Annotated in this window: 24 protein-coding genes; 14 read left to right on the plus strand and 10 right to left on the minus strand. The window is 71.8% G+C overall.

The annotated features are described in order from the left end of the window. Positions 1 to 149: 149 nt before the first annotated feature. The 3 genes from ABZ807_RS30360 to ABZ807_RS30370 all read left to right on the plus strand — a co-directional run bounded on the left by ABZ807_RS30360 (position 150) and on the right by ABZ807_RS30370 (position 2,119). Entirely contained in the window at positions 150 to 611 is a 462-nt protein-coding gene (locus tag ABZ807_RS30360; RefSeq protein ID WP_357165552.1) for a DUF4440 domain-containing protein, read from the plus strand. 74 nt (positions 612 to 685) lie between these two features. Continuing rightward, entirely contained in the window at positions 686 to 1,093 is a 408-nt protein-coding gene (locus ABZ807_RS30365; RefSeq protein WP_357165555.1) for a hypothetical protein, read from the plus strand. A 708-nt stretch (positions 1,094 to 1,801) separates the two neighbouring features. After that, on the plus strand, positions 1,802 to 2,119 hold the full coding sequence (locus ABZ807_RS30370) for an antitoxin VbhA family protein (RefSeq protein WP_357165558.1): 318 nt from the start codon (positions 1,802 to 1,804) through the stop codon (positions 2,117 to 2,119). Positions 2,120 to 2,288: 169 nt separating this feature from the next. Here ABZ807_RS30370 and ABZ807_RS30375 read toward each other — a convergent pair whose 3' ends face one another. Further along, entirely contained in the window at positions 2,289 to 2,450 is a 162-nt protein-coding gene (locus ABZ807_RS30375) for a hypothetical protein (RefSeq protein ID WP_357165619.1), read from the minus strand. A gap of 221 nt (positions 2,451 to 2,671) precedes the next feature. On the opposite strand from ABZ807_RS30375, the gene ABZ807_RS30380 reads away from it, so the two are divergent. Genes ABZ807_RS30380 through ABZ807_RS30390 form a run of 3 tightly spaced genes read left to right on the plus strand, consistent with a single transcriptional unit; the run spans position 2,672 to position 4,066 of the window. Continuing rightward, on the plus strand, positions 2,672 to 3,406 hold the full coding sequence (locus ABZ807_RS30380; RefSeq protein WP_357165561.1) for a hypothetical protein: 735 nt from the start codon (positions 2,672 to 2,674) through the stop codon (positions 3,404 to 3,406). Between the two features lie 7 nt (positions 3,407 to 3,413). After that, positions 3,414 to 3,668: a hypothetical protein gene (locus tag ABZ807_RS30385; RefSeq protein WP_357165564.1), complete on the plus strand. Its 255-nt coding sequence runs from the start codon at positions 3,414 to 3,416 to the stop codon at positions 3,666 to 3,668. Further along, the gene (locus ABZ807_RS30390) at positions 3,650 to 4,066 is read left to right on the plus strand and encodes a type II toxin-antitoxin system VapC family toxin (protein WP_357165566.1); all 417 of its coding nucleotides are present in this window, start codon (positions 3,650 to 3,652) and stop codon (positions 4,064 to 4,066) included. The genes ABZ807_RS30385 and ABZ807_RS30390 overlap by 19 nt, the downstream gene beginning before the upstream one ends. Positions 4,067 to 4,250: 184 nt before the next feature. Here ABZ807_RS30390 and ABZ807_RS30395 read toward each other — a convergent pair whose 3' ends face one another. The 3 genes from ABZ807_RS30395 to ABZ807_RS30405 all read right to left on the minus strand — a co-directional run bounded on the left by ABZ807_RS30395 (position 4,251) and on the right by ABZ807_RS30405 (position 7,510). Beyond that, positions 4,251 to 6,755, minus strand: coding sequence for a DUF4132 domain-containing protein (locus ABZ807_RS30395; RefSeq protein WP_357165569.1), 2,505 nt, complete (start codon positions 6,753 to 6,755; stop codon positions 4,251 to 4,253). Positions 6,756 to 6,758: 3 nt separating this feature from the next. Further along, a complete protein-coding gene (locus tag ABZ807_RS30400; RefSeq protein ID WP_357165572.1) occupies positions 6,759 to 7,121 on the minus strand; it encodes a hypothetical protein in 363 nt (120 codons plus the stop codon). 188 nt (positions 7,122 to 7,309) lie between these two features. Continuing rightward, entirely contained in the window at positions 7,310 to 7,510 is a 201-nt protein-coding gene (locus ABZ807_RS30405; protein ID WP_357165575.1) for a hypothetical protein, read from the minus strand. Positions 7,511 to 7,833: 323 nt separating this feature from the next. Between ABZ807_RS30405 and ABZ807_RS30410 the strand changes: the two genes are divergently transcribed. Continuing rightward, the gene (locus tag ABZ807_RS30410; RefSeq protein ID WP_357165613.1) at positions 7,834 to 8,211 is read left to right on the plus strand and encodes a hypothetical protein; all 378 of its coding nucleotides are present in this window, start codon (positions 7,834 to 7,836) and stop codon (positions 8,209 to 8,211) included. 152 nt (positions 8,212 to 8,363) lie between these two features. Continuing rightward, positions 8,364 to 9,335, plus strand: a complete 972-nt coding sequence (locus ABZ807_RS30415; RefSeq protein WP_357165577.1) for a TIGR03560 family F420-dependent LLM class oxidoreductase — start codon at positions 8,364 to 8,366, stop codon at positions 9,333 to 9,335. Positions 9,336 to 9,467: 132 nt separating this feature from the next. On the opposite strand, the gene ABZ807_RS30420 is transcribed toward ABZ807_RS30415, so the two are convergent. Further along, the gene (locus tag ABZ807_RS30420) at positions 9,468 to 10,709 is read right to left on the minus strand and encodes an acyl-CoA dehydrogenase family protein (RefSeq protein WP_357165580.1); all 1,242 of its coding nucleotides are present in this window, start codon (positions 10,707 to 10,709) and stop codon (positions 9,468 to 9,470) included. A 132-nt stretch (positions 10,710 to 10,841) separates the two neighbouring features. Here ABZ807_RS30420 and ABZ807_RS30425 point away from each other — a divergent pair, with 132 nt between their 5' ends. Genes ABZ807_RS30425 through ABZ807_RS30435 form a run of 3 tightly spaced genes read left to right on the plus strand, consistent with a single transcriptional unit; the run spans position 10,842 to position 14,503 of the window. Further along, complete coding sequence (locus ABZ807_RS30425) at positions 10,842 to 11,537, plus strand: hypothetical protein (protein ID WP_357165582.1); 696 nt, start codon at positions 10,842 to 10,844, stop codon at positions 11,535 to 11,537. A 24-nt stretch (positions 11,538 to 11,561) separates the two neighbouring features. Continuing rightward, positions 11,562 to 13,853 carry a histidine kinase gene (locus ABZ807_RS30430; protein WP_357165585.1) on the plus strand — a complete coding sequence of 764 codons (2,292 nt, stop codon included), beginning with the start codon at positions 11,562 to 11,564 and terminating at the stop codon, positions 13,851 to 13,853. After that, positions 13,850 to 14,503, plus strand: coding sequence for a response regulator transcription factor (locus tag ABZ807_RS30435; RefSeq protein WP_357165588.1), 654 nt, complete (start codon positions 13,850 to 13,852; stop codon positions 14,501 to 14,503). Before ABZ807_RS30430 ends, ABZ807_RS30435 begins: the two co-directional genes overlap by 4 nt. A 27-nt stretch (positions 14,504 to 14,530) precedes the next feature. Here the strand turns inward: ABZ807_RS30435 and ABZ807_RS30440 are convergent, their stop codons facing one another. Next, positions 14,531 to 15,109 carry a TetR/AcrR family transcriptional regulator gene (locus ABZ807_RS30440; protein ID WP_357165591.1) on the minus strand — a complete coding sequence of 193 codons (579 nt, stop codon included), beginning with the start codon at positions 15,107 to 15,109 and terminating at the stop codon, positions 14,531 to 14,533. Positions 15,110 to 15,152: 43 nt separating this feature from the next. Here ABZ807_RS30440 and ABZ807_RS30445 point away from each other — a divergent pair, with 43 nt between their 5' ends. Beyond that, positions 15,153 to 15,443, plus strand: coding sequence for a hypothetical protein (locus ABZ807_RS30445; RefSeq protein WP_357165595.1), 291 nt, complete (start codon positions 15,153 to 15,155; stop codon positions 15,441 to 15,443). A gap of 649 nt (positions 15,444 to 16,092) precedes the next feature. Here ABZ807_RS30445 and ABZ807_RS30450 read toward each other — a convergent pair. The 4 genes from ABZ807_RS30450 to ABZ807_RS30465 all read right to left on the minus strand — a co-directional run bounded on the left by ABZ807_RS30450 (position 16,093) and on the right by ABZ807_RS30465 (position 19,791). Beyond that, the gene (locus tag ABZ807_RS30450) at positions 16,093 to 17,289 is read right to left on the minus strand and encodes an ABC transporter permease (RefSeq protein ID WP_357165598.1); all 1,197 of its coding nucleotides are present in this window, start codon (positions 17,287 to 17,289) and stop codon (positions 16,093 to 16,095) included. Beyond that, complete coding sequence (locus ABZ807_RS30455) at positions 17,286 to 18,050, minus strand: ABC transporter ATP-binding protein (RefSeq protein ID WP_357165616.1); 765 nt, start codon at positions 18,048 to 18,050, stop codon at positions 17,286 to 17,288. The genes ABZ807_RS30450 and ABZ807_RS30455 overlap by 4 nt, the downstream gene beginning before the upstream one ends. Positions 18,051 to 18,064: 14 nt before the next feature. After that, positions 18,065 to 19,120, minus strand: a complete 1,056-nt coding sequence (locus ABZ807_RS30460) for a peptidoglycan-binding protein (protein ID WP_357165601.1) — start codon at positions 19,118 to 19,120, stop codon at positions 18,065 to 18,067. A gap of 95 nt (positions 19,121 to 19,215) precedes the next feature. Next, the gene (locus ABZ807_RS30465; protein ID WP_357165604.1) at positions 19,216 to 19,791 is read right to left on the minus strand and encodes a hypothetical protein; all 576 of its coding nucleotides are present in this window, start codon (positions 19,789 to 19,791) and stop codon (positions 19,216 to 19,218) included. A gap of 136 nt (positions 19,792 to 19,927) precedes the next feature. Here ABZ807_RS30465 and ABZ807_RS30470 point away from each other — a divergent pair, with 136 nt between their 5' ends. Then, positions 19,928 to 20,581, plus strand: coding sequence for a response regulator transcription factor (locus ABZ807_RS30470; RefSeq protein ID WP_357165607.1), 654 nt, complete (start codon positions 19,928 to 19,930; stop codon positions 20,579 to 20,581). 41 nt (positions 20,582 to 20,622) lie between these two features. Further along, the gene (locus ABZ807_RS30475) at positions 20,623 to 21,744 is read left to right on the plus strand and encodes an ATP-binding protein (RefSeq protein ID WP_357165610.1); all 1,122 of its coding nucleotides are present in this window, start codon (positions 20,623 to 20,625) and stop codon (positions 21,742 to 21,744) included. Positions 21,745 to 21,822: the final 78 nt, after the last annotated feature.

Consider the following 21,822-nt stretch of genomic DNA (forward strand, 5'->3'; position numbering starts at 1 on the left):
TGGGGGCCAGGTGCGCCGACGATCCGATATTGCCGGCACCAGACACGGTGCCCGACGAGACCGCCGACAGGAAGAGTCTGCGCAGTGAGCGGATGCCTGGTCGGTCCCGTGACGGGGTGCTGAGGGGGCCACGGCGCTACTGTTGGGCTGTGATCGACGATCTGCCGGCAAGCCCGAGCACCGCCACGGACCATGCAGAGATCGAGGGCATCGTGCGGGCGTTCTTCGCTGCATTCACCTCCGGTCCTGACAGTTCCGCCCGACTCGACACGCTTAGGTCGATGTTTCTGCCCCAGGCGGTGATCATCAGGACCTGCGGTATGGAGCCCTTGGTGTACGGAGTGGAGGGATTTATCACTCCTCGTGAGGCTCTGCTGTCTGGCGGCGCGCTGGTCGACTTCAGGGAGTGGGAGTTGTCCGGGTGCACCGACCTGTTCGGCGATATCGCCCACTGGTTCGGCACCTACGCCAAGGCAGGCGTGCAGGATGGGGCGCCGTTCACCGGTCGAGGGATGAAGTCCCTGCAGTTCGTTCGGACCTCGGAAGGGTGGCGTATCAGTGCGGCGGCGTGGGACGACGAGCGGGACGGTCTGACAATCGGGGAAGTGTGAAGGGTCGCCGACAGGACGACACCTGCTCTGGGGCACGGAGGAGAGTCCCAGACTCCGGCGGCCGTGGCGAATCCGTGCAGGCGCTGGTACCCGCCGAGACTGGGCCGCTCAGCGAATTGCTGGCAGGCGATGTCGGTGGCAGCCTCCGGCCGGCCCGCCCGAGCGTGCAGGTCGGCGGCCAGTTCAGCCAGCCGCCCGTCGGGATTGCCGGGGAAAGATGCCGGGCCACGCTGCAGCCAGCCCAGCGCGTCCTCGATCCGCCCTGCCTCAGCCAGGGCGTGGGCGACCCGCCAGAACTGGTACGGCGAGGCCAGGTCATGGGCGATCACCTCGACCAGCGCGTCCACCCCACGGCGGGCGGCCAGCATCTCCTTCAGATAGGTCGGCCGGAACCGGTTGCCCTCCCACCGCTTGTCGTCTCCTGGCTCCAGCCGGCGCAGCGCCGACCACCGTTCGTCGATCACGTCTTCGAATCGGGCTAGGCCGGGCTCACCGAGTACGTCGGAATAGGAGTTGGGGCTGTCAAGGAAGATCTCCCAATCACTGCGCAGTGCCCAGCGGGCCAGCCGCTCGCCCAGCTCCACCGGGTCCGGTCGCGCCTGCTCGCACGCCGCCAGATGGATCTCCTGAGCCCGCCCCGCCAGCGCGCCTACCTCGCCGTTGGAGTCGTCGACCTGGCCGAGCGCGTCTTCCAGCAACGTGAGTGCGTGCTCGGCAGCCCGCCTCCGGGAACCCGGCGTCGATAAGGTTCTGTACCTCGTCGAGTACGCGGTCGATCCCGTGGGCGTACCCGCTGACCGCGGCGTACTCCACATACCAGGAGGGCTGGATGGCGGAGGCAAGCTCGCGTCGTAGGCCGGACAGGTCGACCAGCCCGGCCCGTTCCGCGCCGGATGCCGCCTGCAATCGGGCCGCGACCAGCGGATCGTCCTCGGCGATCCGCAGGAGCTGATCGACCAGCCAGCCCGGATCCTGGCGCACCAGGAACTCACGCACCGTTGCAGTCGACGTCGATGCGGTCTTCGTAGAGCGGGAACGGGCCATGGCACCACATCCTGGCCGACGGCCGACCGGCTACCACCGGGCCGGTCGCCGCCTTGGCACTCGCGCAAACCGTACCGCGGCGGGTGGTGCGGGAGAGCGACGCAGCCTCGCGGCACAATGTGTACACAATCGGGCACACTTTACGTGTGTTGATTGAGACGTTGTCCGTCCGCGAGGCGCGCGAGCAACTACCCAGTGTCCTGGAGCGATTCCGCAAGGGTGACCGTACCCCGGTAGGTGTGGGTTCCCATCGCAAGACCGAGGCTGTCATGGTTCCGGTCGAGGTGTTCGATGAGCTCACCGCCGAGCGAGCTCGGTCGCTAACGCAGGCAGCGGCATCGGTGCACGCCGAAGGGCTCACGGTAGGCGCCGATGTTGAGGCCATCACCGAACGTTGGGCGCGTGGTGAGATCAGCACCGTGCAGATGCGGCAGCTTGTTCGGCAACTGTACGGCGCATCGTGACCGTCGACCCGTACGTGGACCCTGGCAGCGGGGTGCTGCGTAACCGGCTCGGAATCCGTGACCCAGAGCGTCTGCGTGAGGTCGAGGCGGGCTTGACGTTCGCTGCGGTGGCCGACCTTGGTACGCGGACGCTGCCTGGCGGCTACGTCCTGGGCAATCCGGGTGGGCATCACCGGCCCACCCCTGGACGCCCGCCGACGTCCAACCGCGCCTGGACATCGATCCACCGTTGCCACCGGCGGACCACCTCGCCGGCAGCCAGACCGGTCGCGTCGGCGACGTCCGCCAGGTCCGCCCCCGCCCGCCACGCAGCGTGTGCCAGCGAGTCCACCAGGACACCACTCGAATGATGTTCGACAAGAAGCCTCTCCTGCCAAATGAACGCGGCTCGGGTTCTGCCACATCCGGTCCACCGAAACGGATACCCAAACCGAGGGGGCAAGGGGACAGCCGCACGCAACTCAAGCCGGATCGCGCTGATGATCCACACCGTGCGGCACGGTCCCCCGCATGGCGTACCTGTCGCCTCCCGCCGGAGGGGGGCGTCGTAGGTTGGCACTCGCGGCGCTGCGCCGTCTCACCGAGCTCGCCCTGATCTGGCCGTACGCCGACGGCTTCGCGGCGGCACATCTGAGCCCGATGTGGCCGCACCCGCTGAACCTTGGACCCGGCGCCGCTGAGCTGCTCGTCTCCCGGAACATGAACGAGCTGCGCAGGCTGGCGAAGGTGTACGGCATCCCCGTGACGGGCCGCGGCAAGGACGAGTTGATCGTTGCGCTGGTCGGCTGGCTGGCGTGGCCGGAGAACGTGCGCCGGCTCGCGGCGCAGGCCCCCGCCGACGTTCGCGCCCAGCTCGCCGCGCTCGCCTTGCGGCCGGCGCAGCCCTTCGGTGTGCGAGGGATCATGTTCGGCTCGGCCGGGGTGGCGCTGCCGTGGGCCGCCGAGCGTGGTCTCGTCGTCGGCTCCGCATGGGGTGTCGAGGAGATGCCCCGTGAGGTCGCCCTCGCGCTGCGGGAGGGCTACGTCGCTGCGTTCGACCCGCAGCCGCCGGCCGTGCCTACCACCCCGGTCGAGCCAAAGGACGCTGAACGGGAGGCCGCAGCCGCCGCCTCGGACACCCTCGCCACAATCACCGCGATCGGCGGAACCATGAGCGGCGGCCCGGTGCCCCTGCTCAAGACGGGCGGTCTCGGCGTACGCGAGCTCCGTCGGATCGCCAAGTCGTCCGGCCAGGACGAGGCACCTACCCGCCCTTTCGTCTGCGGCGGAGAGCCCTTGCATGCATAATGAATGCATGGTTGCTCTCCAGATCCGCGATGTGCCGGAAGAAGTACGAGACGCCTTGGCGGCCCAGGCCAAGTCGCGTGGGCAGTCACTCCAGGCGTACCTGCTGGAATTGGTGGAGACGCAGGCTCGACGCCTACGCAACACGGCGGTCCTTGACCGTTTCGCCGGCCGGGAGGACGGCGCGCGCTCGCTGCCGGGGGAGAGTGCCGCCGAGTTGACCAACCAGCGGGAGCGGCGTGGGCCATGGGGAGATGCGGCGTGATAGTCGTGGATGCGTCTGTCCTTGCCGACGCCCTGGTCGACGACGGGCCGGTAGGCGACGCGGCGCGGGCGGAGCTGACCGCGGATCCGCACTGGGCTGCGCCCGGCCACCTCCTGGTCGAGGTCATGTCGGTGATCAGGGGCAAGGTCCTCGGCAACAAGCTCGGCCTCGCCCGGGCTCAGGAGGCGGTCGAGACGCTGCCTTCGTTGGTGGTCGACGAGGTTGGCACCCCGTTGCTGCTCGACCGAATGTGGCAACTGCGCGGCAATGTCACGGCGTACGACGCAGCGTATGTGGCGGCTGCCGAGTTGATGGCCTGTCCACTGGTGACCGGTGATGGTCGGCTCGCCAAGGCCAGCGGCGTCCGCTGCGAGATCCGGCTGATCGCCGCCCCCTGACGGCGGCTGTCGCATGTTCATCGGCCTCGGGCCGTTGAGCTGGACCGACCAAGTGGAAGCGGATCACCGGCGATGGTGGCGCCGTGGTTCGCATGGTGGTACCTCCGGCCCAGACAGACGCAGGGCATCAGCGGCCCTGACCGGGGTCGACGAGAGCCACACCAGCGGTTGAGGTCGGATCAGCTCAGGCGGGCGGATCGAGCTGGGCCAGAATCGCCGGGTCGGTGATCTTCTCGTCCTCGTTGAGGAGGAGCACCTTGCTGAGGATGACGCTGGTCATCCGGTCCTCGTCGGCGAACGGCAGGAACAGGCTTCGATGGGCGGTGTCGCCGAACGAGGCTGGTACCACGCACAGGTAGCCACCGGGCTCGACGTGGATGCTGCCGCTGGTGAGGTGCACCCGATAGGTCGCCCGGGAGCCGTGGATCAGGGCCGACGTGCCGTCGACGGTCACCCGGGCCAACCCGAGATCGTCGATCAGGGCGGCCAGCAGCTGAGCCCGGCTCGCCGCGTGCAGCGGTGAGGCGTACCCGTGCGGTTCGGTGCCGGCCACCGACACGACGAGATCCAGATCGCGCATGACCTCGGAGAACGCCACGGGCGGTACCTCTGCCAGGGGGACCGCCGAGCCGGCCGCGAGGAAGCGCAGTTCACCGACGACGACGTCACCACCGCCGAAGTACCCGGGCAGTTCGCAGGCCAGCGCGGCGGTGAGTCCGGCGGTCACCGGGCGGGTCGCCTGGTGTTCGTCGTACTGGTCGTGGGTCGACCAGCCGCGTCCGGACAGCAACTGACCGGCCACCCTGCCGTCGACGGTGTGCCCGGCGAACCGTCGCGACACGTCGACGGCGTCACGCTCGGCCGGAGTCACCAGGTACAACTCGCGGAACGCCTGCTTCACGGGTTGCCGGATCCGCCGCCGGACGATCTCCGCCTGCCAGTGGGCGAGCAGGCCCCGCTTGTACAGCAGGAAGGGATGCGCCGCGGTGACCGGGCCGTCGAGGTCGATCTGATCGAGCAGGCCGACCGTGCCCGTCCGGTCCTGCCAGATCAACGCGGGCAACATCGCCTGCCCGGACGGCAGGCGTCGCAGGCGGAGCAGTTCGTCGGGCGTGAGTGTGCCCCCGGTGGCGACCAGCCGCTCGATCATCCCGGTACGCATCCGACGGGCCTGGTCACGCAGCCGTTCCTGGTGTTCTCGCGTGTGGGTGTACCGCGGGTCGGTGCGGACCGCGGCCGGCACCGACTTCAGCGTCCTGCCTGCCTTGCTGACCGTGACAATCGGATCGGCATCGCGGAGCCGCACCCCGACGGTGTAGTCGCCGACGTGCCAGTCGCCCGGGGCCTCGGCGGCGATGCGGGCCTCGCAGTCCCACTCCAGGCGACCCGCGTCCGGGAAGCCGGCCACCTGCGCCAGGTGATCGAGAGCGACCGCGACCGCGGCGCTGTGGCTGTGCCGGCGGTTCGGGCCGAACTTCGAGCCCCGCTTCGCCACCTCGCGCAGTGCCAGATAACGATCGAGCACTGTCTCGCCGCCGGCGAGCGGCAGCAGGCCGAACGCGGCGATGCCGGACAGCGCGTTGTGCTTGACCCGCTTCTCGACGGCCGCCCGGTTCCAGCCCAGCGCGGCGGCGATCAACTCGCTCGGGCAGAGTTCCAGCAGTCGGCGCGTACCATCGTCGCCGGCCTGGCGCACGGCGGCCAGGATGGCGGCCCGATCCTGCCGCGCCACCTCCGGCGTGGCGGTCGCCCGCACCAGTCGCAGCAACGGCGCCGCGCCCGACAGCCCGAGCACCGGCAACAGCACCGCCGCGTCACCGGCCGGCAGCCGTAGCTCGAAGGCGCGGCGCCGCTCCTCGGCGGCACGGTCCCGCAGGTGTTCCACCAGGGCGGACCGCTCGTCGTCGGTCAGCTCGGCGAGGCCGAAGCGGTCGGCCATCCGGCGATCATGCGGCCGGTCCAAGGCCCGGAGAAGGAACCGCAGGCCACGCGGTACCAGCACCTCGGGCAGGTCCTCCCAGTTGGCCTCGGATGGCGAGGTCAGGCGCCAGGCCAACTCGTCGAAGTAGTCGCGGACAACCGCCGCGCAGGCGGCGGGCGCCGACGTCACGGCGCTGCCCGTCAGAGAGTGCCCGCCGATGGCCCTGCCCAGATACGCGTCGTCGGCGAATGCCCGCTCGATGACCTTGACGTCGAGCGCGTCCGCCACCTGCAGGGCGTCCAGAATCCGTACCACAGTGTCCCGACCCGCCCGGCCCAACGGAGTGAGCACCAACAGCCGGAGCAGCCGCACATCGTTGGCGGCGATCGCCCGCTCGGCCAGCGGTTCTAGCGGCGGCTTCGGCCAGCCCACATGGTCCACGGCAGCGGCCAGCAGCGCCGTACGGCGGACGGTGGGCCACGGGGCGTCCAGCACCTCTGCCGGGTCATCCGGGCTCCGTACCGGGAACGCCTCGTCGTACGCCTCGTCCAGTGCGGCGCTGATGTCCCCCACGTGTGAGCCCAGGTGCCCACCGGTGCGGTCGAGGTCGTTGCCGGCCGCCAGCCGCCGCCGGATCTCCTTGGCGAGAGCCCGCATTCCCGCCAGATCATCGACTTTCGCCAGGCCCCGGGCCTCGTCGACCAGCCGCCACAGCGCCTCCCGCTCGGCGCGGACCGCGTCGGCGTACATCTCGGGCACGTCAACCATGGATCACCCACCCGCCAACGCGGTCAGCCTCAGGAAGACGACGGGTTCATCGGGACGCAACACGATCTCGTCGTCGAGCCGGTCGACCTGGCGTCCGCCCACGAAGACGACGAACACGTTCCGCTCGAACGCCCGATGCGCCCGGGCCACCGCCGCGGTGACGTCCGGAAGGGCGAGCGGTGGAGTGGGCAGCCGAATCACACCGCTGGCTGCCTGCACCCGTATCTCTTCCGCCAGAAGATACTGGCGATCGTGTATGTCGCGGCGCCGCCCGAGGTCGACGCCCAGCAGCCGGATCTGCTCCGTAACGGCCCTCCGGATCAGCTCCCGCACCGTCGTACGGTCGCTTTCCAGGTCGACCAGCACGTCACACCCGCCAGGCCGAGCCGGGCCGGACACCGTTTCCCGGACCTTGACCTGCAACACCGACACACGCCCGTCCCGCCTGCCGCAACCCGATCATTGGTTCGTCGACCATACCCATGTTGACCGACCAGCGGGAGCAGTGCGGGCCCCGGCGGTCTCCGACCTGTTTGGTTTCCTCGCTCCGAGGGCTAGGCGCAGGTGCCGCTGACGGTGAACCAGCAGGCCGTGTGTGGGGAGGTCTTGAAGAAGCGGAGCAGCATGCTTGCCACCTTCTGCCGCCCGGTGTTGGCCGGATGCGTCCCGTCGGCGCATAGGATGGCGCCCTGCTGAGCCACGAGCAGATACGCGTCGGCGGGTCGTGACCGTTCCTGGCCTGTCGGCGCTGGCATCCGCGGCCCCCGCCCTTTCCCGGTGTGCCGGCCGTGGCCCGGGCGGCCACCCGCCGCGCGTGACCGCGTGACGCGACACCCGCCCGTATCGTTTTCCGCCTGGTGGCAGGGGCCTGCGCCCGGCTACGTCAGCTCGCTCGCCGAGCCCGACCGGGTCGCCTGCGCGAGTTGCTGCGCGCCCGCGTGCCGACCGGCCCCGACGGGTCGATCCGACTCGTCGCTCGTGCCTGGGCGGTCCGGGGGACCACACCGGCACAGCGATCGTGAGTACGGGTGCTCAAGCGCGATGGAGTCCGTACCGGAAGGATCGGGTTGTGAACAGGATGACGCGCGCCCTTCTCGCCGCTCTGGTCCTCGCCGTGGCGGCCGTCGCCACCTGGTGGGCCTGGTTGGGGTGGAACACCGGCTACACCACCGACCCCGAGACCGGCGCGATCAGCGGGCCGTACCAACCGTGGCAGGTTGCCGGCTGCGTGCTCACCCTCGCGCTGGTCGCCGCCGTCGCCGGCTGGCGGCTCGGCCCGTGGCTGGTCGCCCCGGTGCTGACGGTCGCCTTCACCGCCGCTTGGACAGTGCACGCCGCCTCGACCGACGGCAGCGGGCTCTGGGCGGTGGGGGCCGCGCTGGTCCTGGTCGGGACCGGGATCGGGACCACGGTGGTGAGCGGGGTCGCCCACCTGCTCAGGCGACGCCGGGGATGAGGACCGAGGCCACCACGGCGACCAGGCCGTACGTGTGAGGCAGCCGCCCCCGGAGTGATCCCGCTCGCCCGGTGGGCGCTCGCGGCGCGGGCCCCGCCCGGCGGGCCGCTACCCTCGCCGGACCAGCGACGGCGACGGGAAGCGAGGCGGCGATGAGCGGGATCCGGTGGGGCGTGGTGCTGCCCCAGGGCTGGCGGTCGGACCTCACCCACCTGCCCGACCCGGTGGCGCAGTTCGAGGCGATGGTCGGGGTGGCCCGCGAGGCCGACGAGCTGGGCTACGACTCGGTCTGGCTCTACGACCACCTCCAGGCGGTCTCGGGCGAGCCGGAGACCACCTTCGAGTGTTGGACCAGCCTCGCCGCCATCGCCCGGGAGACCCGCCGGGTGCGGCTGGGGCAGATCGTCACCTGCAACAGCTTCCGCAACCCGGCGCTGCTGGCCAAGATGGCCGCCACCCTGGACGTGGCCAGCGGCGGCCGGGCGTTCCTCGGTCTCGGCGCCGGCTGGGACCAGCGGGAGTACGACGCGTACGGCTTCCCGCAGCCGTACCCGTCGACGGGGGAGCGGCTGACCCGGCTGGACGAGGCGGCCCAGGTGGTGACCGCGATGCTGCGCCGGCCGGTCGCCACCGTCGAGGGCCGCCACCACCGGGTACGCGACGCGCAGAACGTGCCGGTCGGGGTGCAGCGGCCGTACGTGCCGCTGATGGTCGGCGGCGCCGGCGAGAAGCGGACCCTGCGGACGGTGGCCCGGTACGCCGACGCCTGCAACCTGACCGACCACACCGACCCGGCCTTCTACCGGCACAAGCTGGACGTGCTCGCCGGGCACTGCGCCGAGGTGGGCCGCGACTACGACAGCATCCTGAAGACCGCCGCCCTGTCCGTCTTCACCGGCGCGACCGACGCCGCGGTGACCGCCCGGCTGGCCCCGCACCTGGGCGACCGCGACCGGGCGGAGGTGGCGGCGGGCAGCGCCGTCGGCACCCCCGGCGAGCTGGTCGACCTCTTCGGCGGCCTGGCCGACGCCGGCATCGGGTACGTGATGCTCTACTTCCACGAGCCGACCGACCTGGAGTCGATGCGGCTCTTCGCCCGCGAGGTGATCCCGCAGCTGCGCTGACTGCGGCCTCGGGCCGGGGCTGTGTCCCCGGCCCGAGGCCGACCCCCCTGTCGACCCCGAACCCCCCCAGGTCCCCCCGGGGTCGCTCCGCCCGCCGGCCGCCCGGAGGAGGCGATGGCCGGCGGGCGGAGGTCAGTACGCCAGCTCCACCGGCCGCCCGAGCAGGCGGGCGCCGTTGTTGCCCAGCCAGCCCTCGGCCGCCGCGGCGTGCTGGGCGAAGGTGTGGATGTCGCGGAAGCGCCGCTGCACCGGCGACGAGTTCCGGGCCGCCGCGCCGCCGGCCGCCCGGTAGCAGGTGTCCACCGCCGCGCCGCACACCTCGGTCACCCACGGCAGCGCCGCCGAGATGGTCGGGTGCAGCGCGGCGATCGCGGCCGGGTCGCCCGCGCAGGCCGCCCAGAGCTCGTCGGCGAGCGCGTGCAGCAGCGCCCGGGCGGCCCGCACGTTGAGGTCGGCCCGGCCGAGCCGTTCCCGCACCGCCGGCGAGTCGGCCAGCGGCGTCCGGGCGTAGAGGCGCTGCCGCCCGTCGGCGAGCAGCGCGGTCATGTCGTCCAGGGCCCCCTGGGCGATCCCCACCGCGACCGCGCCCAGGTGCAGGACGAAGTGCACCAGCGGCGCGACGAAGCCCGGCCCGGGCACGCACGGCGTGCCGGTGAACAGGTCGAAGCTCTCCTCGGCCGGGCAGAACAGCCCGTCGACCACCACGTCGTCGCTGCCGGTGCCGCGCAGCCCCAGCGTGTGCCAGGTGTCCAGCACGGTCACCCGCCCGGCCGGGAAGAGCATCGACCGGGTCTCCGGCGGCTGCCCGGCGGGACCGGGCAGCGGCTGGCCGTCCCCGGTGAGCACACAGTTGCCGAAGATCCAGTCGGCGTGCCGGGCGCCGCTGGCGAAGGCCCAGCGCCCGCTGACCAGGTAGCCGCCGTCGGCCAGCTCGGCCCGGCCCTGCGGGGCGAAGCCACCGGCCACCACCACGTCCGGGCCGTCGGCGTAGACCTTGTCGAACCGGTCGCGGGAGAGCATCGCCAGCAGGTGCGGGGTCTCCGCGCCGATCATCACCGTCCAGCCGGTGGAGCCGTCGGCCCGGGCCAGCGCCTCCAGCACCGTCATCCCGGTGCGCAGGTCGGCCTCGTACCCGCCGTGGCCGCGCGGGACGAACATCCGGAAGCAGCCGGCCGCGCGGAGCCGGTCGAGCAGATCGGCGGGGATCTCCCGGGCCTGCTCGATCTCGTCGGCCCGGGCGGCCAGCTCGGGCGCCAGGTCGCGTACGGCGCGGATCAGGTCGTCGCGGTGCCGCTCGTCCATCGGGGCCTCCTGCTCGGTGACGGTGTGCCGGTTCCACAGTGGTGGCGGAGGTGTCCCGACGGCCAGGGACATCGGCACCGCCCGGCCGGGACGAACGCGGCCGCCCGGCCGGTCGGGACGCCCGGTCCCATGCGCCCGGGACGCCGGGACGGTGACGCTCGGCGGGCGGCGGTCCGCCCGCACCCGAGCCTCCGAGGAGGAACCATGTCCGTCCCGACCAGTGCCGCGCCCGGCGTCACCGCCCCCGGCGGGACGGCCACCCGACGCCGGCGGGGCTGGGCCCTCGCCGGCGCGGCCGGCGGCCTCACCGGGCTGGTGCTCTTCCAGGTCAACCCGGCCCTGACCCAGGTGGACCAGGCGCTGTACGCCGACAATGCCCGCTACGTCGCCGCGCTGGCCGGCCGGGAGGCGTACGTCTGGGTGTTCCAGGCGCTGACCGCCCTCGGCGCCGGCTGCCTGGCGGTCTTCGCGGCCGGGCTGCGGCGCCGGCTCGCCGCGCGGGAACCGGCCGGCGGGCTGTTGCCCGACGTCGCCGCCGGCGGCCTGCTGCTGGTGGCCGCGATGCTGCTGGTCGGCGGCGGCGTGTCCACCGAGCTGTACTGGGACCTGCGGCACCTGTCGGAGACCGACGCGGACACGGTGGCCGCGCTGGCCACCGGCTACGGCACCTTCGCCTGGGTCTGGGCCGGCGCCGCGCTCAGCGCCGGGGCGCTGGCCGTGGCCGGGCTGCGGCGGCGCTCGGTGAACCGTCCACTGGCGGTGTTCAGCCTGGTCATGGCACTGCTGATCGGGGTCACCCAGGCGGTGCCGTTGCAGTACCTGGCGCTGCTGCCGGCCGCCGTCTGGGCCACTGTCGCGGGACTGACATTCGCCTTCGAGCGCCGGGGCCTCGGCAACTGACCCGGCGACTGCCAGGATCTGGTCATGCCCGCCGACCGGACCTCCGCGCCGCCCGACCCGGCGGTGGCCGCCGACCATCGCCGGCCGGTCGCCGCCTGGGCGGTCGCCGCCACCTGCGCGCTGCTGGCCACCGGTACGGCGATCTGCTGGCTGCTGGCCCGCCGGCCGTGGGGTCTGTCCCAGCTCTACTTCCTCGTCGACTTCACCGACTGCCTGGTCTACGGCACGGTCGCCGCGCTGGTCCTGCTGCGTCGGGGGCATCCGGTGGCCTGGCTGCTCGCCGCCACCGGGGTCGGCGGCGGGCTGTCGGCGTTCAGCGCCGTCTACGTCGACCTGCTCCGGGTGCACCCCGGGCTGCCCGACCCGGTGCTGCTCACCTCGGCCCGGCACTGGGCGTGGGCACCCGGCATGCTCTCACTCATCGTCGTGCTGCCCTGGCTGGTCCGGGAGGGCCGGCTGCCGGTGCGGGCGCGGCTGGCGGTGGGGGCCGGCGCGCTGGTGGTCGCCGCGATCGAGGTGTGCCAGTTGACCTGGCCGGGCACGCCGGCGCACCCGTCCGGGGCGCCGCTGCCGATCCGCAGCGCCGCCTGGACGGAGCTGATCGTGCGCGCCGAGCCGTGGCTGTTCGCGGTGGTACCGGCGCTCGGGCTGCTCACCGCCGCCGGGCTGGTCCGGCGGTGGCGGGCCGGGCCGGCCGGGGAGCGGGTGGGGCTCGGCTGGCTGGCCGTCGGCACCGGGCTGCTGGCGCTGAGCTTCGCGCCGGTCGGGTTCCCCGCCGACTGGGCCGGGCGGGTCCCGGACTGGCTCGCCCCGACCGCCATGCTCGCCTCCCAGGCGTTCTTTCCGGCCGCCGTGCTGGCCGTGGTGCTGCGGCAACGGCTCTGGGGGATCGAGTTCGCGGTCCGCCGCACCCTGGTCTGGTTCCTGCTGACGTTCCTGCTGGTCGCCGCGTACGTGCTCGGGGTGACCGGGCTGGGCGCGCTGCTGCCGGCGCCGCCGGCCGTACCGGGGGCGCTGGTCACCGCGCTGGTCGCGGTCGGCGTCCACCCCGTCCGCGCCCGGGTGCAGCGCGGGGTCGACCGGCTGATCCACGGCGAGGCGGTCGAGCCGCTCGGGGTGGTACGCGGCGTCGGGCACCGGATCAGCGCCGCCGAGGACGCCGCCGACGCGCTGACCGGGGTGGCGCAGAGCCTCACCGACCTGCTCCGGCTCGGCGCCTGCGACATCGAGGTGGACGGCCCGGAGGCGGGCACCACCCACGGTGCCGCCACCGGGCCGGTGGGCGCGCCCCTGGTGCTGCCGCTGCGCCGGGGCGAGCGGGAGATCGGCCGGCTGGTCGCCTGGGCGCGGGCGGGGGAGCGGCTGGACGGCCGTACCCGGACCGCCCTGGTGGACCTGCTGCCGCTGGTGTCGGCCGCGGCCAGCCTCGCCGCCACCGGCCGGGCGCTGGCCGGCTCGCGCACCCGGCTCGCCGAGGCGCGCGAGGAGGAGCGGCGCAAGCTGCGCCGCGACCTGCATGACGGCCTGGGGCCGGCGCTGGCCGGGGTGGCGCTGGGTCTCCAGGCGGCCCGCAACCTGCTCACCAGCGACCCGGCCGCGGCCGGGCAGTTGCTGGACCGGCTGCGAGAGGAGACCGACCAGCGCGTGGAACAGGTCCGTGACCTGGCTCGGGGGTTGCTGCCACCGGTGCTGGGCGAGCGCGGCCTGACCCCGGCGTTGCACGAGCTGGCCCGCCGGTACGACGGCTCGGGGCTGGCGGTGCTGGTGGAGGCCGCGCCGCTGTCGTTGCCGGAGCCGGTCGCCACCGCCGTCTACGGCATCGTCTCCGAGGCGGTCCGCAACGCGCACCGGCACTCCGGCGCGGCGCTGTGCCGGGTGGGCCTGGTGCGCGACGCCGACGGGCTCACCGTGCGGGTGACCGACGAGGGGCGGGGTGTGGCGCCGGGGACGCCCGCCGGGGTGGGCATGGTTTCCATGCGGGAACGGGCCGAGGGGATCGGCGGGGTGTGCGTGGTCGAGCCGGGCGAGGGCGGCGGCACCCACGTCACCGTGCGGGTGCCGGCCGACCGCCTCCCGCCGGCCGAGCCGGCCGCCGAGCCCGACGCGCCCGCCGGGGATCCGGTCGCCTCCGCGCCCCGGGGCGTCCCGACCCCGCACGGCGAACCGATTCCGCCTGGCGGGGTCCCAGCTCCGCAGGGCGGTGAACCGGCCCCGCGCGGCGGTGAACCGGCCGCCGTCGGGGAACCGGTGTCCGCAGTGGTGGCTCCGGCCGGGCTCGAGGCTGGCGAGGCGCGTCCGCTGGCGGTGGGGCCGTGACCGGGGAGGTGATCCGGGTCGCCGTGGTGGACGACCACCCGGTGTTCCGGCTCGGCATGACGGCGCTGCTGGCCTCCACGCCCGGGCTGGAGGTGGTCGGCGAGGCCGCCGACGCCGACGGGGCGCTCCGCCTGGCCGACCTGCACCGGCCGGACGTGGTGGTGATGGACCTGCACCTGGGCGGGCGGTCCGGGGTGGAGGCCACCCGGGAGATCGTCGCCCGGCACCCGGGCACCGGCGTGCTGGTGGTGACCATGCTGGACGACGACGACTGGGTCTTCGCCGCGCTGCGCGCCGGCGCACGGGGCTACCTGCTCAAGGGTGCCGCCCCGGCCGAGGTGGACCGGGCCGTCCGGGCGGTTGCCAACGGCGAGGTGCTGCTCGGCCCGGTGGTCGCCGCCCGGGCGGTCGGTTTCCTCGCCGGGGCGCGCTCCGGCGCGGCGGCGCCGTTCCCAGGACTGACCGACCGGGAGCGGGAGGTGCTGGACCTGGTCGCCCAGGGGCTGAGCAATGTCATCATCGCCCGGCGGCTGACGCTGAGCGCGAAGACCGTGCGCAACCACCTGTCCAACGTGCTCACCAAGCTCCAGGTAGCCGACCGCAGCCAGGCCATCGTCCGGGCCCGGGAGGCCGGGCTGGGCCAGCCCTGAGCCCGGCCGATCCGCGCCGGTGCCCGCTCAGGTGGTGAACTCGGCGGTGATGGTGCGCAGCGCGCGGGTCAGGTCGGCGGCGGACGGGACGCGGTCCGGGTCGACCAGCCACTGGGCCGCCAGTCCGCCGAGCAGCGTCTGGTAGAAGGCGCCGAGGGTGAGGGCCTGTGCCTCGTCGGCCACCGGGTCGAACTGGTGGAACACCTCGGCCAGCCCGATCCGGGCCTGGTGGTTGGCGGTGGCGAACGCCTCCCGCAGCTCCGGCGACCGGTCCATCTGCGCGATCAGCTCGAACTGGATGGCCCAGAGCGGTCGGAGTCGGGCGAAGGACTCGATGACCCTGGTCCAGGCCGCCTCGAACCGCTCCTGGGGGCTGACGTCCGGCCCGACCTCCACCGCGAGCGTGCGTCGCAGTTCGTTGCCCCAGTCCGCCATCGCCTCGACCAGGGCCTCGTCGAGCAGCGCCTTCGTGGTGCGGAAGTGGTAGCCGATGGCGGCCAGGCTCGTGCCGGAAGCGGCAGCGATGTCCCGGGCGGTGGTGCCCGAATACCCCTTCTCCGTCAGGCAGCGCCTGGCACCGGCGAGCAGGTCTTCCCGATTGCCCATGCCGGCAGCCTAGGGCACCAGCCTCGGCCTGGTCGGGGCGTACGTGCTGGCCACGGCCCTGGCCGAAGCGGGCGGCGAGCCGGCCGTCGGGTTTGCCGACTACGAGCGGCGGATGCGCCCCTTCGTCGAGGTGAACCAGCGGCTCGCCGACCGCAACCTCCGGGGGATGGTGCTCGGCTCGGCGGCGCAGATCCGGTTCCAGCTGCTGATGCTCCGGTTGATGCCACACCTGCCCGGCCGGGAGCGCATGATCCGGCGGGTGGCCGAGCCGATCCGCCGGGCCGCGAACGCGATCACCCTGCCGGATCCCGCCCCGGCGCCGGGCGGCGCCTGAGGCCGGGGGTTGCGGCACTCAAGGCCGGCAGTTCCTGAGCTATGGGGACGGGCCGCATCTTAAACCGTAGCGTCGTTCGAGCACCAGCGCGGGCCTTCGGGCGTCGTGCGCCCTGACCCGGGATTCCCCTCACACGTCCTGTACTCGGCAGAAGCGGATGCGGAGCGACTGGCGGACGGGCGGGCGGTCGTGCCCCCACATCGCCTAGCCACGAGCCGCGGCGTACCGATCCGCAGCCGGACGAACTCGCGCGGTCCCGGACCCGGGATCTCGACCGGCATGTGAAACGGCCAGCGGACCGTCTCGGGCGAGGGCGGGTGCCAGGACCGGCCGGCGATGGGTCGAGGCGACTGACACCACGGTGATCCGGAGGCCGGATCAGTGGCCCGCAGGTCGGCCAGCAGCGTCGGACCTGTCGCTGTTGTTCTGGACACGCCACCGCCTGGCGATCATCGACGCCAAGGCCGACACCGCCTGGTCATAGTCTTTCTCCGAGATCGGCGCCGTCCTCGGCGGCAGCACCTTGACCGGTCTCGTCCTACGCCTCGTACCGATCACCGTCCCGATCACTGTGCCGGCTTGAGGCTCACATCTGGTGCCCGGCACGCGGCGCTCCTTCGCCGCGGTGCCGGGCGGTCGGACGCTTGGTTCAGGCGATGCGGAGGGCCTCGGTGGGTTGCATGCGGGCCGCGCGGAGCGCGGGGAGCAGTCCGGCGATGGCGCCGATGGCGATGGCCGCGCCGAGTCCTCCTGCCCAGGCGAGCGGCGGAACTACCGTGGCCCAGCCTTTGACGCCGGCGTAGATCGCGGTGGCCGTTGTGCCCATCGCCACTCCGGCGGCGCCGCCGAACATGGAGAGCAGGATCGCCTCGGACAGGAACTGGAGGCGGATGTGGCCCTTGGTGGCACCGAGCGCGCGCCGGAGTCCGATCTCGGAACGGCGTTCGAGGACGGAGATGACCATGGTGTTAGCGACTCCGATACCACCGACGAGCAGGGCCACCGCCCCGAGCCCGAGGAACAGGCCGTTGAGCGCGGACTGGGCGGCGGCGCGGGCGACGAGAGCGGCCGAGGGCTGGCTGACGCTGACCTCGTTGGCGTGCCCCGGGTTGGCGGTCGCGGCTAGCACCTTTTGGACGTTGTTGACCTGGTCGGTCTGGGCCCGTACGTAGACTGTGGAGGGGTGGCCGTCGAAGTGCAGGTACTTCTGCGCGGCCGGGAAACCGACCAGCACCGAGGAGTCGAGTTCCGGGGTCAGGGCCGCGGGGTTGAGGATCCCCGCGACGTAGAACCACTGCCCGCCGACCCAGATACGTTCGTCTGGGTGGATCTGGGCGATGCCCAGTCGGGCGGCGGCGGTCGAGCCGAGCACGGCGACCGGCAGCTCGGCGGTGGCGGCGTTGAGGTACCTGCCCTGGGCGACGGTCGTGCGTACCGCGGCGGGCAGGTCCAGGCTCGCGGCGTTGACTGTGAGCGAGTTGGTGTTGATGCTCGGGATGTACGGGCTGCGGTAGGCGTTGGCGTGGATCTTGCCGGTGCTCTGGGCCATCTGGACCGGGCCGATCCGGGCGATCATCGCCGGAGCATCGAGGGGGAGTTTCGCGTCGCCGCCTCCCATTGTCTGGCCCGGGGTGACCGTGAGCAGATTGGTGCCCAGTTTGTCGATCTCCGCCAGCAGCCCGGCCTGGGACGAGGCGGACAAGCCCATCACCGCCACCATCGCCGCGACGCCGATGGCGATGCCCAGCGCTGACAGTACGGCCCGCATCCGCCTGGTACGCAGTCCCACGCTGGCGGTCCGGGCGAGGTCGGCCGGGTGCAGCCGGCCGACAGCCGTGGCTGTCATGACAGGTGCCTTTCGGTGGACAGCGGCTGCTCCGCCGAACTGACGTCGGCGACGATCTGGCCGTCGAGGACCTCGATACGGCGCGGGAGCCGTGCGGCCAGTTCACGGTCGTGGGTGATCATGATGATGGTGGCGCCGTCGGCGTTGAGCTCTGTGAGCAGCTTGAAGATCGCGGCTCCGGAGACGCTGTCGAGGTTGCCGGTGGGTTCGTCGGCCAGCACGATCGCCGGGTTGCCGACCAGGGCCCGGGCGATCGCGACCCGCTGCCGCTCGCCTCCCGACAGTTGCGGCGGGCGGTGGTCGAGCCGGTGGCCGAGGCCGACCCGGGCCAGTGCCTCGGCTGCGGCCTGCATCCGCGCACGGTGCCTGGTGCCCGAATACAGCAACCCGTCGGCGACGTTCTCCATGGCGGTGGCGTGCTGGGCGAGGAAGAACTGCTGGAAGACGAACCCGATCCGGGTGGCCCGTAGTCCCGCCAAAGCCCGGTCCGACATCGTGGCGACGTCGTCGCCGACGATCCGGACCGCCCCCGAAGTGGGACGGTCCAGGGTGCCCATCACCTGCAACAGCGTCGACTTCCCCGAACCCGACGGGCCCACGATCGCCACCAGGTCGCCGCGGTGGATGGTGAAGCTTGCGTTGTCCAACGCCACCACCGGCGTCGCTCCGGGGTAAATCTTGGTCACCTCGTCCAACTGCAGGACCGGCCAACCGGTGTGCCGACCACCGGCCACCCTTGTTTTCGCGTCTGCACCGGGCATCGCGTCCACACCGGTCATGAAGCCGGCACCACGACGTCCTGGCCCGCCGCGAGGCCGTCCCCGGTGACCTCGACCTTCCCGACACTGGTGTCGAACAGGCCCGTTGTCACCGGGATCAGGCGATGTGCCTCACCGGCCTCGACAACCTCGACGGCGTACCCGCCGCCGGCCAGCGCCAGCAGCGCGTTCACCGGCACCGACAACACGTCCTCCACCGTCTCGGAAATGATGGACACCAGGACCGGCGCCTGATCGAGTTGACCGGTATCCGCCGGCTTCGATGGCGTGATATAGACGTCCACGGTGGTTTTGTCGTCCCCCTTCGTCGCCACCCTGCCGACCGACGAGACCACACCCGGCGTGGTCTTGCCGCTGGGCAGCGAGATGGTGACCTTGTCGCCGACCTTGACGTCGGACTGCTGGCTCGCGTTCAGCAAGACGGCCACCTGCCGCTGGGTCGAGGAGGCTCGCAGGACCGCTGCGCCCGGCGCTGCCGAACCACCCCGCACCGCGGTCACCTTGGTGACCCTGATCTCCTTGGCCGGCACGAACACCGCCTGCCCGACCGGCAGTCGTCCGGTCTCGTCGAGGCCCACCTCGTCTTGCAGCTTCTTGAGCGCGTTGTAGGTCTGCCGACCGAAGTAGTCCGAATCAGGGTCGATCTTGTCCTTGGTGGCGTACCTGAGGGCGACGAGCGCGGCGTTCAACTGCCGAACGTCAGCACCCTCCGTGCCCCAGTCCAGGTCCCGGTATGCCGGCACGCCGCCCTGCAGCAGGATCACCGGCTTACCGTCGACCAGGTAGAGCGCCTTGCCCTGACCGACCACGTCGCCAACGTTCGGCAGCCTGGTGACCGTGCCACTGGCGTTGTTGACCACCTGGTAGTCACCCCCGTAGCCCAGCGTCCCGTTCTCCTGGGTACGGGCCGACAGGGTTCCCTTGGTCACCTGCGCCAGCCCGGTCGAGGCGGTGCCCTCGGTCGACGTGTCCTTCGTCCGGGCACCGAACGGATCGGTGACGACAATCCCCGCAGCGACCGCGACCAGGACCACCACGACGACCGCTACCACCCATCCACGCCGCCAACGGCGTCCGGGGCGCGGACGCCGGCCCTTCCCATCGGCCGGGTCGACGTCCGCGTCTGCCACCGAGGTCTGCGTCACACTCACGACCCGCCGCCCGGCTTTTTGGTTGCCTGGTTCCGCATGCTCTCCGGCTGGTACTTCGCGCAGGCGGTCTCCGCCGCCTTGAACTGCGGCGAGTTGGGGTCGGCGTCGGTGGCGAGTCTGAAGCCGCCGTCCGCGGCGGGGTCCGGAAAACTCGGCACACCGTTCTCCCGCATGCACTGGGCGTACTTGAGCTTGTCCGACGAGGACCACGGACCCTGGTCGCCCGCCGGCGGACCACCACCCGGCATGAGCTGCCTACAGGCGTTCATCGCGTTTTTGAATGCTTCGGAGTTGACGTCGACCCCGTCTCCCATGCCCTTTCCGGGCTGCGGGTCGGGAAAGTCTGGCAGGCCGTTCTCACGCATGCACGCGGCAAAGGGCACGGCGTCGGACGCCGAACCGGCCCTGGACGCCCCGGGCGTCACCGTGTTGCCCGAGTCATCGCTGCTGGAACAGGCCGCGCCAGCCAGCGCGACGATCGTCAGCAGGACGATCGACGCGCTGGCCCGGCGCAACCGCCGCGTCCGGTCCGGAATCCGGCCGGCGATGCCCAACATGTCGTCGTCCATCACGTTGGCGAGTGCCGGCTTCGGTGGGTGAGTGGCCGTCGTTGTGGTCATGGCGAACAGACTGGCGGTAGGGGCGTTGCCCGGGCATGAACGGAAGCGTTAACGCTGCTGTTGCGGCTGGTCTGGTACGACTTGACCTATGCGAGTGCTGGTAGCGGAGGATGAGCGGGATCTGGCCGATCTGGTGGCCGTGGGGCTGCGCCGGAACGCCATGGCGGTCGACGTGGCCTACGACGGCGCTGCCGCGGCGGAACGGCTGGCAGTCAACGACTACGACGTGCTGGTGCTGGACCGGGACCTGCCCGAGGTACACGGCGATGTGATCTGCCGGGACCTGGTGCGGGCCGGGGCCCGTACCCGCATCCTGATGCTGACCGCGGCCGCGTCGGTCCCTGAGCGGGTCGCCGGCCTCGGCCTGGGCGCCGACGACTACCTACCCAAACCCTTCGACTACACCGAATTGGTGGCGCGAGTGCAGGCCCTGGGGCGGCGCAGCGAGGCGTTGCAGCCGCCAACGCTGGAGCGGCACGGCATCGTGCTGGACACCTACCGTCTGCAGGCGTCCCGTGACGGCCGCTTCCTGCGGCTGTCACTGAAGGAATACGCGGTACTGGAGGTATTGATGCGGGCAAACGGAGCCGTCGTGAGCACCGAGACACTGATGGAGTCGGCGTGGGACGAACACGCCGACCCGTTCTCCAGCGTGGTGCGCGTCATCGTCAGCCGGCTGCGTGCCAAGCTCGGCGACCCACCCTGCATTCGGACCGTGCCAGGCGCCGGATACCTGCTGTGACCGGTCGCACATGGCAACGTTTGGTGCCCCCGCTCGGCACGATGCGGATGCGCCTCACCATCCTGTACACCGGCCTGTTCCTGGTCACCACGACGATTGTGCTCACCGTGGTGAACCTGCTGCTCAGGAACATGCTGGACCGTCAGATCGTCGTCACGGGATCCCGCGCGCTTCCCGCGATACCTCCCGACGCGCCACCGGATTCGGGAAATTACTACGCGACGGACGTCCTCAGCCGTCTGCCTGATACGGTGCTGCACTTTCAATGGACTGTCACGGCCATCACGATCGCCGTGCTCACCGTCGTCTCGGTGGCAGCAGGGTGGTGGCTGGCCGGACGGTTGCTGCGCCCACTGCGGCACATCACCGCCACCGCGCACCGGCTCTCCCTGTCCAACCTGCACGAGCGGATCGCCCTGACCGGCCCCCGCGACGAACTCAGAGACCTCGCCGACACCTTCGATGCGATGCTGGAACGGCTGGAACGATCAGTGGACAGCCAACGGCGCTTCATCGCGAACGCCGCCCACGAACTGCGCACCCCCCTGGCCACTCAGCGGGCAGCGATCCAGATCGGGCTGGACGACCGGCTACCGGACCACCTCATCGAGGTACGGCAGAAACTGCTGACCGCCAACCAACGCACCGAACAGCTGATCGACTCGCTACTGCTCCTCGCCCAGGCCGAACACGGTCTGGACACCACCCAACCGGTAGCCCTCGACCTGCTGACCCGTCAAGCGGCCAACGAGACGGTGCCGGACGGCGTCATCCTCATCCTGGACACCCAGCCGGCCACCGTCCCGGGCGACCCGGTGCTGCTCCACCGGCTCCTGACCAACCTTCTCCAGAACGCGGTGAAATACAACCACCCCGACGGAACCGTCCACGTCAATCTCACCGCGATGGGCACGCTGACCGTCCGCAATACCGGCCCCGACATACCAGCGGACCGGATCGCCGACCTGTTCCAACCGTTCCGCAGACTCCACACCCGCACCCGAGCCACTGACGGCGCCGGACTCGGGCTGTCCATCGTCGCCTCGATCGCCGAAGCCCACCACGCCACCCTCGACGCCCGGCCCAATCCCGGCGGTGGACTCGAACTGGCCGTACGGTTCCCCGCCCTCGCCGCAACAGGAACGGCTCAGCTTGTCGTTTAAGTGCGCCACGAGCGCGGAGAGTGAGGTCGATGTAGGGGATCTCACTTGATGCGGTGCTGTGCAGGAGATGAAGGTTTT

Origin of the sequence: Micromonospora sp. NPDC047548, assembly GCF_040642975.1 — a bacterium.
Lineage (GTDB): Bacteria > Actinomycetota > Actinomycetes > Mycobacteriales > Micromonosporaceae > Micromonospora.

Bases quoted from the DNA above. Each gene is read 5' to 3' on its own strand.
- ABZ807_RS30425 (WP_357165582.1), top strand. From the start codon at position 10,842: ATGTCCGTCCCGACCAGTGCCGCGCCCGGCGTCACCGCCCCCGGCGGG.
- ABZ807_RS30420 (WP_357165580.1), bottom strand. From the start codon at position 10,709: ATGTCCCTGGCCGTCGGGACACCTCCGCCACCACTGTGGAACCGGCAC.
- ABZ807_RS30430 (WP_357165585.1), top strand. From the start codon at position 11,562: ATGCCCGCCGACCGGACCTCCGCGCCGCCCGACCCGGCGGTGGCCGCC.
- ABZ807_RS30440 (WP_357165591.1), bottom strand. From the start codon at position 15,109: ATGGGCAATCGGGAAGACCTGCTCGCCGGTGCCAGGCGCTGCCTGACG.
- ABZ807_RS30415 (WP_357165577.1), top strand. From the start codon at position 8,364: ATGAGCGGGATCCGGTGGGGCGTGGTGCTGCCCCAGGGCTGGCGGTCG.
- ABZ807_RS30410 (WP_357165613.1), top strand. From the start codon at position 7,834: ATGACGCGCGCCCTTCTCGCCGCTCTGGTCCTCGCCGTGGCGGCCGTC.
- ABZ807_RS30395 (WP_357165569.1), bottom strand. From the start codon at position 6,755: ATGGTTGACGTGCCCGAGATGTACGCCGACGCGGTCCGCGCCGAGCGG.
- ABZ807_RS30470 (WP_357165607.1), top strand. From the start codon at position 19,928: ATGCGAGTGCTGGTAGCGGAGGATGAGCGGGATCTGGCCGATCTGGTG.
- ABZ807_RS30390 (WP_357165566.1), top strand. From the start codon at position 3,650: ATGGGGAGATGCGGCGTGATAGTCGTGGATGCGTCTGTCCTTGCCGAC.
- ABZ807_RS30450 (WP_357165598.1), bottom strand. From the start codon at position 17,289: ATGACAGCCACGGCTGTCGGCCGGCTGCACCCGGCCGACCTCGCCCGG.
- ABZ807_RS30455 (WP_357165616.1), bottom strand. From the start codon at position 18,050: ATGCCCGGTGCAGACGCGAAAACAAGGGTGGCCGGTGGTCGGCACACC.
- ABZ807_RS30405 (WP_357165575.1), bottom strand. From the start codon at position 7,510: ATGCCAGCGCCGACAGGCCAGGAACGGTCACGACCCGCCGACGCGTAT.
- ABZ807_RS30385 (WP_357165564.1), top strand. From the start codon at position 3,414: ATGGTTGCTCTCCAGATCCGCGATGTGCCGGAAGAAGTACGAGACGCC.
- ABZ807_RS30475 (WP_357165610.1), top strand. From the start codon at position 20,623: ATGCGGATGCGCCTCACCATCCTGTACACCGGCCTGTTCCTGGTCACC.